9 protein-coding genes are annotated in these 9993 nt (G+C 63.6%); 2 read left to right on the top strand and 7 right to left on the bottom strand.

From position 1 onward, the window contains the following. Positions 1–27 precede the first annotated feature (27 nt). Both pncA and A9K65_RS02915 read left to right on the top strand, forming a co-directional pair. Positions 28–642, top strand: a complete 615-nt coding sequence (gene pncA, locus A9K65_RS02920; protein WP_024502066.1) for a bifunctional nicotinamidase/pyrazinamidase — start codon at positions 28–30, stop codon at positions 640–642. Positions 643–669: 27 nt separating this feature from the next. After that, a complete protein-coding gene (locus tag A9K65_RS02915) occupies positions 670–2088 on the top strand; it encodes a sodium:proton antiporter (RefSeq protein WP_024502065.1) in 1419 nt (472 codons plus the stop codon). On the opposite strand, the gene A9K65_RS02910 is transcribed toward A9K65_RS02915, so the two are convergent. The 7 genes from A9K65_RS02910 to pncB all read right to left on the bottom strand — a co-directional run bounded on the left by A9K65_RS02910 (position 2089) and on the right by pncB (position 9985). Beyond that, positions 2089–2817 (bottom strand): ABC transporter ATP-binding protein, encoded by a 729-nt coding sequence (locus A9K65_RS02910; protein ID WP_064992810.1) that lies wholly within the window; start codon positions 2815–2817, stop codon positions 2089–2091. Continuing rightward, positions 2814–3542 (bottom strand): ABC transporter ATP-binding protein, encoded by a 729-nt coding sequence (locus tag A9K65_RS02905; RefSeq protein WP_063169740.1) that lies wholly within the window; start codon positions 3540–3542, stop codon positions 2814–2816. Before A9K65_RS02905 ends, A9K65_RS02910 begins: the two co-directional genes overlap by 4 nt. Continuing rightward, a complete protein-coding gene (locus A9K65_RS02900; protein WP_064992811.1) occupies positions 3539–4501 on the bottom strand; it encodes a branched-chain amino acid ABC transporter permease in 963 nt (320 codons plus the stop codon). The genes A9K65_RS02905 and A9K65_RS02900 overlap by 4 nt, the downstream gene beginning before the upstream one ends. After that, positions 4498–5379 (bottom strand): branched-chain amino acid ABC transporter permease, encoded by an 882-nt coding sequence (locus A9K65_RS02895; RefSeq protein WP_013528443.1) that lies wholly within the window; start codon positions 5377–5379, stop codon positions 4498–4500. Before A9K65_RS02895 ends, A9K65_RS02900 begins: the two co-directional genes overlap by 4 nt. Before the next feature lie 180 nt (positions 5380–5559). Beyond that, positions 5560–6864 carry an ABC transporter substrate-binding protein gene (locus A9K65_RS02890; RefSeq protein ID WP_064992812.1) on the bottom strand — a complete coding sequence of 435 codons (1305 nt, stop codon included), beginning with the start codon at positions 6862–6864 and terminating at the stop codon, positions 5560–5562. Between the two features lie 128 nt (positions 6865–6992). Beyond that, positions 6993–8375, bottom strand: a complete 1383-nt coding sequence (locus tag A9K65_RS02885; protein ID WP_198327558.1) for a hypothetical protein — start codon at positions 8373–8375, stop codon at positions 6993–6995. A gap of 305 nt (positions 8376–8680) precedes the next feature. Then, complete coding sequence (gene pncB / locus A9K65_RS02880; RefSeq protein WP_013528440.1) at positions 8681–9985, bottom strand: nicotinate phosphoribosyltransferase; 1305 nt, start codon at positions 9983–9985, stop codon at positions 8681–8683. Between the last annotated feature and the right edge of the window lie 8 nt (positions 9986–9993).

Below are 9993 nucleotides of genomic sequence, written 5' to 3'. Positions count from 1 at the left end.
GAGCCTGCATACGGAAGAGGAAAGCCCATGGCCGACGAAGCGCTTGTCGTCATCGACCTGCAGAACGATTTTTGTCCCGGCGGCGCGCTGGCGGTTGCCGGCGGCGACGAGATCGTGCCGCTGGTCAACGACCTGATCCGGCGAACCGACCATGTCGTGCTGACGCAGGACTGGCATCCCGCCGGTCACTCCAGCTTTGCTTCCAGCCATCCGGGCGCGCAGCCCTTCACCATGATCGAAATGCCGTACGGCCAGCAGACGCTGTGGCCGGACCACTGCATCCAGGGCAGCCTGGGCTCGGATTTCCATTCCGGCCTCGCCTGGACCAAGGCCGAGCTCGTCATTCGCAAGGGATTTCGGCCTGATATCGACAGCTACTCGGCCTTCTTCGAGAACGACCGCACGACCCAGACCGGCCTTGCCGGCTACCTCCGGGAGCGCGGCATCGACACGCTGACCCTGGTCGGGCTGGCGACCGATTTCTGCGTCGGCTTTTCGGCGCTGGATGCCGTCAGCCAGGGCTTCAAAACCACACTGCGGCTGGATGCCTGCCGCGGCATCGATCTCAACGGTTCGCTCCATGCCATGCTGCAGCGCATGCGCGACGCCGGCGTGAGGCTCGAAGACCCTTTGTCGGACTGACGGATCGTGAGGCGCAAGAGGGGCTTTTTGTGGGTCGCGACGAAGGCGGCAATCGTTGTGGCCGTGCTGTTTCCGGCACAGGCTTTCGGGGCGGAGGAACACGGCCTGCCCGGCGCTTCGATGTCGCTGTGGTGGGCGCTGCCCTTTGCCGGGCTGCTGTTGTCGATCGCCACTGGTCCGCTGCTGTTTCTTCATGTCTGGGAGCATCACTACGGCAAGATCGCGGCCCTTTGGGGCGCTCTGGTGATCCTGCCGCTGGCGGTTGCCTTCGGTGTCCCCACAGCGACCGAAGCGGTGCTGCATGCGTTGCTCACCGAATACATGTCGTTCATCATCCTGCTGTTTGCGCTGTTCACCATTTCCGGCGGCATTCTCCTTGCCGGCAACATTCACGGCACGCCGCTGGTGAATGCCGGCCTGCTGCTGGTCGGCGCGCTGCTGGCCTCGGTGATCGGCACGACCGGTGCCTCGATGATCCTGATCCGGCCGATCATCCGCGCCAACGATAACAGGCCGTTCAACGCCCATGTCGTTATCTTCTTCATCTTCCTGGTGTCCAACATCGGCGGCTCGCTGACGCCGCTTGGCGATCCGCCGCTGTTCGTCGGCTTCCTGCGCGGCGTCGACTTCTTCTGGACGACGACGAACCTCTGGCGCGAGACGCTGTTCGTCGGCGGTGTCGTCCTGGGCGTTTTTCTGGTGATCGACATCATCCTGCACCGGCGCGAGGCTGGCGCGCCGAAGATCAAGGACCCGACACCGGATACCAAGGTGCGCCTGCGCGGCCTGGCCAACCTTCCGCTGCTGGCGGGGGTGATCGGCGCCATCCTACTATCGGCGGCTTGGAAGCCGGGCGTCAGCTTCTCCGTGTTCGGCGTCAGCCTGGAACTGCAGAATCTGGTGCGCGACGCCATGATCCTGGCGCTCGCCCTCGTTTCGCTTGTCATTTCGCGCAAGGAATACCGCGAGGCCAATGGCTTCAACTGGGGTCCGATAGCAGAGGTGGCCAAATTGTTTGCCGGCATCTTCATCTGCATCGTGCCGGTCATCGCCATCCTCAGGGCAGGCCATGAGGGTGCGCTGGCGCCGCTGGTGTCGCTTGTGAGTTCTTCCTCCGGCCAACCCAACGATCTCGCCTATTTCTGGCTGACCGGGGCGCTGTCATCCTTCCTCGACAATGCGCCGACTTATCTGGTGTTCTTCGAGCTTGCCGGCGGTGACCCCCGGCACCTGATGACGGAGTTCGCTTCGACGCTTGCCGCGATCTCGGCCGGCGCGGTGTTCATGGGCGCCAACACCTATATCGGCAATGCGCCGAACTTCATGGTCTACGCCATCGCCCGACATCGCGGCGTGAAGATGCCGGGCTTTTTCGGCTATATGGCATGGTCGGGCCTGGTGCTGATCCCGACATTTTTGGTAGCGGGTTTTCTGTTCTTCGGCTGATCAACCCACGCCGACATAACGGCGCACCGCTGACGGATCGGCGCGCAGTTCTTGGACATCGACCGTCTCGCGGTTGCGGCCGTTTTCGACGAAGGCAACGCGGTCGGCGACAGAAAGCACTGCATCGACCCGTTGTTCGACCAGGATGGTCGACACGCCCATGTCACGCAGCGTCGACACCGTCTCGCGGATCTTGGCGATCATCGACGGCATCAGCCCTTCGGTCGGCTCGTCGAGCAATAGCACCTGCGGTTCGAGGCAGAGTGCACGCGCCATCGCCAGCATCTGCTGTTCGCCGCCGGACAGTGTGCCGGAACGCTGCCGCAGCCGCTGGCGCAGCAATGGAAAGAGGTCGAGCACGTTTTCACGCGTCGCCTTGCCCTTGCCGCGCGCCATCAGGCCGATCTCGATGTTTTCCGCCACCGTCATCTCGGCGAACAATCGCCTTCCCTGCGGCACATAGGCGACGCCGGCCTTCGGCACCTCATGTGCCGGCAGGCCGGTCAACTCCTTGCCATCGAGCCTGATCGAGCCGGCGCTCGAGGGGACCAGTCCCATGATGGCCTTGAGCGTCGTCGTCTTGCCGGCGCCATTGCGGCCGAACAGGCACAGCACCTCGCCTTTGTTCAGCACCAGGTCGAGCCCGTAGAGCACCTGGACCTCGCCATAGAAGCAGTCGAGCCTCGAGATGGTGAGCGCTTGAGACTTCGGCTCGGCCTTGTTTGTCATGGGGCAGTCCCCAGATAGGCTTCCTGCACCGCCGCGTTTTCGCGGATCGCTTCGGGCGTGCCTTCGGCGAGGATCTTGCCGGCATTGAAGACCGTGATGCGGTCGGCCAGTTGCATGACGACCGGCATGTTGTGCTCGATCAGAAGCACGGTGGCGTTCTTGGCGATCTCGCGCACCAGGGTGATGAAATTGTCGATCTCGCTGTCGGCCAGCCCTTGCGTCGGCTCGTCGAGGATCAAAAGGCGCGGCTTCAGCGCCAGCCCCATCGCCACTTCCAGCAGGCGCTGATGGCCGTAGGACAACTGCCCGGCCGGCATGTGGGCGCGATCGGCCAGGCCGGTGCGTTCGAGTGCGGTCATGACAGCGGCCTGTATCGCGCTCCTGGAATGGCTGCCATGCCGCAGCGTCAGTTGCGCGGGCAGCGCGACGTTGGCGTAGACGGACAGGTTGGCATAGACGCTGGTGAGCTGGAAGGTGTAGGCGATCCCCCTGCGGACCCTGACATAGGCAGGCAGATTGGTGATGTCGGCGCCGTCGAAGACGATCATGCCGGCAGACGGCTGGATGCGGCCGCTGACCAGGCTGACAAAGGTGGTCTTCCCCGCTCCATTGGGGCCGATCACGGCGCGGATTTCGCCCGGCATCAAGGAGAAATCCACACGGTCGACGGCACGCAGGCCGCCGAAGTCGCGAGAAAGGCCCTTGGTGGTCAAAAGCGGCATCATGGCAGCCACCCGAGCCAGCGCTGCCTAATGCTGCCCAGAATGCCTTTGGGGAAGAACAGCACCAGAAGGATCAGCGCGATGCCGACGATCAGCAGATAGGCGGAGGTGTAGCCGCTGGTGATATCGATGACATAGTACATGAACAGCGTGCCGATCAGCGGCCCGAGCGTTGTTGCAGCACCGCCCAGCAGCACCCACAGCAGCGGCAGGATCGAATACTGCACCGACGCGAAGCTCGATCCGACATAGCCGAACAGCAGCGCATAGGCGGCACCCGAGGCCGCGCAGATGATGCCGGAGATGACGACGGCGGCGAGCTTGTTCGAAAACGTGTCGTATCCGAGCATCTTCGTACGCTCCTCATTTTCGCGGATGGCGACCAACACGCGGCCATAGCGGGAGCGGACGATGGCCAATGTGACGAGCAGCACGATGGAAAACAGCGCCAGCGCTGTCATGTAGCGCACCGTCGGATTGGTGAGCTCGAGCGACGTCGCGCCGAAGCTCAGCACCCGCGCCGGCTGCGGCACGACCATGCCCTGGTCGCCGCCGGTCCACGTCGCGAAGTAGAGGATGAGGAGGTAGAACACTTGCGCGAACATCATGGTGACGATCATGAAGGCGACGCCCGTGGTGCGCAGCGCCAGCAGGCCGATCACGAGTGACACAACAACACCACAGGCAAGCCCGGCGGCGAACGCCGCTGGTACGCTCCAGCCGAGCTGGATGACGGCAAGGCCGGCGCCATAGAGCCCGGCGGCAAAGAACATGGCATGGCCGAGGCTGAGCAGGCCGACATAGCCGAACAGCATGTTGTAGCCCATGGCGAACACCGCCAGCACCATGATGCGGGCGAGCAGGCCGTGATAGTATTCCGGCAGAAGGAAGCTCAGCACGAAAAGCAGCGCGACGACGCCGAGATGCAGGGCATAGGCTTTTACCGGCGAAGCTTCGCTCATCGCGACCTCGTCCCGAACAAGCCTTGCGGACGGAACACCAGCACCATGGCGACCAGCAGCGTGGCGATGATCTTGGCCAGCGTCGGCGAGAAGAACATCGAGATGATGCCGTCGGAGAGACCGATCAGCACGGCGGCGACGACCGTGCCGCGCAGCGAGCCGAGGCCGCCGATGATGACGACGATGAAGGAGAGCAGCAGCGGGTCCTGCCCCATCAGGTAATGCGCCTGGCTGATCGGCACGATCAGCACTGCGGCAATGGCCGCCAGCATGGCGCCAAGCGCGAAGACGCCGCCATAGACGCGGCCGACGGGAATGCCGAAGGCCTGCGCCGTCTCGCTGTCATACTGCGTGGCGCGCATGACGAGACCGATCCTGGTGCGCGTCAGCACCAGCCATGTCGCGGTGAGCAGCAGCGCGGAGGCGGCGATGACAGACAGTTTGTAGCCGGAGTAGCCGAACCACGGCAAAAGGATGCGGTAGCTGAACGGCGGCTCCACCGGTCGCGCCTCCGGACCGTAGAAGGTCAGCGCCAGCTGCTGGATAATGTAGAGCATGCCGATGGTGGCGACGATGGTGGCTTCCGGATTGTAGTTGAGCCGGCGCAGCACCAGCCGTTCGGCGACCAGCGCAATGGCGCCGACGATCAGCGGCGCAATCACAAGTGCGGCCAGGAAGCCGAGCGCGGGATGGCCGCCAATGGCTGTGGTGATCGCCCAGGCGAGCACGGCGCCCAGCATGAAGAACTCACCATGCGCGACATTGACCACCCGCATGACGCCGAACACCAAGGACAGGCCGAGCGCGGTCAGCGCCAGCACGGCTGAGGTGACGAGGCCTTCGAGGGCGGCGAGGAGGAGGTGGGGACCGAAGTGCATGCTACACGCCCAGCGATAGCGCAATCGCGCCCCTTGCGGGGGGTGAGGAGTGGTCCGCGCAGCGGACGGAAAGCCAATTGCTTGGCTTTCCGAACGACGAACGCCCGGAGCGACAGCGAAGGGCCGGGTCCGGCAGGACAGAGGGGGGCGGCCTGGCGCTCACGCTTGTGCTGGAGCAGCTCACAGCGCCTGCGTCGTATAATCCCCTTCGGCCTCGTAAAGTCCGTCTTCGATCTTGGTCTTGTGCACGACCTTGAGCTTGCCGCCTTCGATCTTGGAGATGTTCTGGATGCCAAAGCACTGGTGGATCTTGCCGTTGAAGGTCTTCGGTCCCTGCGGATGTTCCGGACCTTCGGCGAATGCGGTCAGCGCCTCGGTCGCCTCGACCAGCTTGGCGCGGTCTTCCGGTCCCTTGTAGCCGGCGTCCTCCATCGCCTTCTTGACGACGTAGAGCGTTTCCCAGCAGCCGAACATGTGGGCTGCGGTGGAGACGTCCTTGGGGTCGCCGACGGCGGCGCCATTGTCGTCGATGCCGACAGCAGCGCGATAGGCCTTCTGCGCCTCGGAATCATCGGCCTGCGCATAGCGCGGCGAGCCTTCCCAGAAATGGCTGCCATCGAGGAATTCGAGGCCGGGGCTGTTGATGTCGGTGGCTTCGAGCGAATCGATGAAGCCGAACAGTTGCGGCCGGTTGGAGCCGTAGAACTCACCAAGCTCCTTGACGAAGGTGAGCACGGCCGGGCCGACCATGACGTGGTAGATCACCTCGGTCTCGGCCGGGATCTGCGGAAAATACTTGGTGAAGGATGATTCCGTCGGCGGGATGGCGATCTGCGCGATGACCTCGCCGCCTTGCGCCTTCAGCGCCGGCGGCAGGTAGTCGCGGTGGTCGTAGCCGAAGGCGAAATCCGGGAAGATCTGCGTCACCTTCTTGCCTGCATTGGCCGCGATCCACGGCGCCATCGACTGGATCTGGCTCTTCACGTCGGTGATGCCGGGCTGGAAGACATAGCGGTTCAGCTTGGTCGAGGCGACGTGATGGCCTTCGCTGACGACGAAATAGGGCATCTTGTTTTCGCCGGCGGCGGGCGCCGAGCCGATGACGACATGTGAAAACAGCGTGCCGAAGACGATGTCGGTCTTGTGCTGGGTGGCGAACTTGCCGACCACCTCGGCGCCACGGCCGGGATCGGTGCCGTCATCCTCGATGATCACCTCGACCTGGCGGCCATTGATGCCGCCGGCGGCATTGATCGCCTTGACTGCGGCAGCTGTCGTCTTTTCGTACCAGCGGCCATAGGCAGCGCCGATGCCGGTGCGGTGCGACTGGAAGCCGATCTTGATCGGCGCCGAACTCTGCGCCTGGGAATAGCGGACGAAGCCAGGGGCAAGGCCGAGGCCGGCGCCTGCGGCCAGACCTTTCAGTGCGGTGCGGCGGGTGAGCGTGGATCTGGAGAGATCGAAAAACCCATTCTTGTCAGTCACGGCAGTTCCCCTGTTTTTGAGTTTTGACTGGCTGCAACGAGGCAAAAAATCGCATGTGTACAAACTAAATCACCAAAGCCCCGACGTGGCAAGCGGGCTTTCCCCGAAGGCATGCTGGTCGCCTTTTCTCATCCGACAGTCGGCGTGGCAAGCAACCAGAGGCCGAAGACGGTGTAGGCGATCATCAGCAAGGTAAGCGGGAACTGGCTGAGGGCTGCGCGGGAGGGCTGTGGGTGCAGGCGCCAGGCGAAGCCGTGAGCGACGAGGACGGCGAGCACATGGCCCAGGATGATGGCGCCGGCCTGGATATTCCACAGCCACCACGCAGAGTCCGCCCCCGCAACGATGCCGGCCTCGATCTGCATATCGGCGGTGCCGAACAGGTTCCAGCCCATCGCGAACGGATCGGAAAGTGCCGCAAGCGCATATTGGCCGTCGACGAGCAGCGCCGTCAGATAATGCGCAATGTGATAGGCAAGCGCGATCGGCACGATCGACCACACCAGCTGACCGGCCGCCTGGTTAAGAATGTGGTCGCTGCCGGCAAGACGTTGGCCGAGCCAGACGGCAAGCAGGAACACCGCCGCCAGCAGCGCGAATGTCAGGATCAGCCCGAAAGTGCCGCTGCCGATCAGCGCCGTGCGGCCGGGAAATTCGAGCGGGTTGATGCCGAACAGGCCGAGCCAGAAGAAGGTTTTCGACAGGCCGTCGAAGGACACCGACGACAGGGCGAGCAGCAGGAAAGCCATGCCGCTGGCCGGCAAGGGCTCCGCGGCCAGCAGCTTGGCGCCCGGCCAGCACAGGGCAAGCCGGCCATGTTCGTTCCGTACCACAATTGCGAAACGCGCCACCATGGAGAAGAAGACCGTCAGGAATTCGCCGCTGCGGCTCCAGCCGCGATAGCCGAACGCCAGTATGGCGAGGAAAGAGAATAGCCAGTAGAGGCCGGCGGCCACGGCCAGACGCGCCGGATCGTCGGGCGCCGGATCGATGAGTTCGAACCAGGCAAAGGCGAAGAACAAGATGGCCGCAGGCCAGCAGCCGACCCATCGGGGCAGGCGCCATGTCCCGGTCCCGAACAGGCGCGAGGCGATACGCCATGGTCCATACCAGGGGTTCAGCCATGACCAGAGATCGCCGAAGAGGCCTTGCAACAGCGTGACGCCAGCCCACAAAAGGGTCCAGACCACCAAAGGCAGCGGGTTTGAAAGCGGGTCGCGGCTGCCGAAAAGGCCGGCGGCGATGAGAATTGCAAAGCCGGCAAAGGATATCAGGCTGATGGCGGCGCGGGCGCTGTCGCCGAAGGTGAACAGCGGCAGGCGTCGGCGCCAGAAGCGGTCAAGCGAAGCCGCCGGCAGCAGCGCCAGGACGAGGAAGCTGATCGCCACGGCGAAAGCGCCTCCAACCAGATAGTAGCCGGTCGGCAACAGCAGGACGTGGCCCCGGTCGGAGGCGTGTGCGCAGGCGGGGGCGGGCAATACGAGCGATACGGCTGTAAGCAACAATGCCAACGATAGATGACGGCACCCTGCGGCGCCCCCCTCTGTCCTGCCGGACCCGGCCCTTCGCCGTCGCTCCGGGCGTTCGTCGTTCGGAAAGCCAAGCAATTGGCTTTCCGTCCGCTGCGCGGACCACTCCTCACCCCCCGCAAGGGGGGAGATTGGCAGTTCGCTCGATCGGCGCTTTTCGTTGGGCGTCGAAAATTGGCGAAAGCGGAGATGACGTCCAATCTCCCCCCTTGAGGGGGAGATGTCCGGCAGGACAGAGGGGGGCGCCAAGGAACTCGGCCTATCCAAGAGCCCCACCACCCCACCCCTCACACCTTGACCAATTGCTCCACCCGGTCCTTCTCGCCAAAAATCCTGAGATACCGCTCGATCTCTTTCACATCGCCGGTCGCCTTGGCCGGATTGTCCGACAGCTTGACCGCTGGCCTGCCATTGGCCTCGGTGACCTTGCAGACCAGCGATATGGCGTCGAGGCTGTTGGTTTCCGTCGGCGCGCAGCCTTCGAAATCATTGGTCAGATTGGTGCCCCAGCCGAACGACATACGCACCTTGCCCTTGAAGTGGCGATAGGTCTCCTCGATGGTTTCGACCTCGAGCCCGTCGGAGAAGATCAGCAGTTTCTGCTTGGGGTCCTTGCCCTTGTCGCGCCACCAGGACAGGATTTTTTCGCCGCCTTCGATCGGCGGCGCGCTGTCGGGGCGAAAGCCCGTCCAGTCGGCCACCCAGTCCGGCGCATCGCGCAGGAATGAGGCTGTGCCGAAGGCGTCGGGCAGCACGATCAAGAGATTGCCGCCATAGTAGCGCTGCCAGTCCTGCAGCACCTTGTAGGGCGACTGTCTCAGCTCTTTTTCCGAGTCGGCAAGCGCGGCAAACACCATGGGCAGCTCATGTGCGTTGGTGCCGAGCGCTTCGAGGTCGTTGTCCATGGCCAGAAGCACGTTGGAGGTGCCGGTGAACGCCTCGCCGATGCCTTCCTTCAACGCTTCGACACACCAGCGCTGCCATAGGAAGGAATGGCGCCGGCGCGTGCCGAAATCCGAGATGCGGATGCCGGGCAGCGCCTTCAGCCGCTCGGTCTTGGCCCACATCTTGGATTTGGCGCGGGCATAGAGCACGTCGAGCGCGAAAGGCCCGAACGCCCGCATCGCCGCGCGAGATCGGAGTTCATTGATGATGGCGAGCGCCGGGATTTCCCACAGCGTGGTGTACATCCACGGCCCGCTGAAGGTCAGTTCATACTGCCCGTCGCACTTCGACAGCTCGTATTCGGGCAGCCGGAAGCCTTCCAGCCAGGCGAGGAACTCCGGCTCGAAGATCTGCTTGCGGCCGTAGAAATTGTTACCGCCGAGCCAGATCATCTCCTTCTTGGAGAAGCGCAGCGTGCGGGCATGGTCGAGTTGTTCGCGCAATTCGCCCTCGTCGATCTCGTCGGCAAGGCGCACCGAGGTCGTGCGGTTGATCAGCGAGAAGGTTGCGTCGACCTTGGGATACATGCCCCAGATCATCTGCAGCATCAAAAGCTTGTAGAAATCCGTGTCGAGCAGGCTGCGCACGATCGGGTCGAGCTTCCAGGTGTGGTTGTAGACGCGCCGCGCAATATCGGTCTTAGCCATGTTTCAAC

Origin of the sequence: Mesorhizobium sp. WSM1497, from assembly GCF_001672455.2 — a bacterium.
Taxonomy (GTDB): Bacteria; Pseudomonadota; Alphaproteobacteria; order Rhizobiales; family Rhizobiaceae; genus Mesorhizobium; species Mesorhizobium ciceri.
This window is presented reverse-complemented; position numbering and strand designations above follow the sequence as displayed.

Excerpts from the sequence above, each read along its gene's own strand:
- pncA (WP_024502066.1), top strand. The coding sequence starts at position 28 with ATGGCCGACGAAGCGCTTGTCGTCATCGACCTGCAGAACGATTTTTGT.
- A9K65_RS02910 (WP_064992810.1), bottom strand. The coding sequence starts at position 2,817 with ATGACAAACAAGGCCGAGCCGAAGTCTCAAGCGCTCACCATCTCGAGG.
- A9K65_RS02905 (WP_063169740.1), bottom strand. The coding sequence starts at position 3,542 with ATGATGCCGCTTTTGACCACCAAGGGCCTTTCTCGCGACTTCGGCGGC.
- A9K65_RS02900 (WP_064992811.1), bottom strand. The coding sequence starts at position 4,501 with ATGAGCGAAGCTTCGCCGGTAAAAGCCTATGCCCTGCATCTCGGCGTC.
- A9K65_RS02895 (WP_013528443.1), bottom strand. The coding sequence starts at position 5,379 with ATGCACTTCGGTCCCCACCTCCTCCTCGCCGCCCTCGAAGGCCTCGTC.
- pncB (WP_013528440.1), bottom strand. The coding sequence starts at position 9,985 with ATGGCTAAGACCGATATTGCGCGGCGCGTCTACAACCACACCTGGAAG.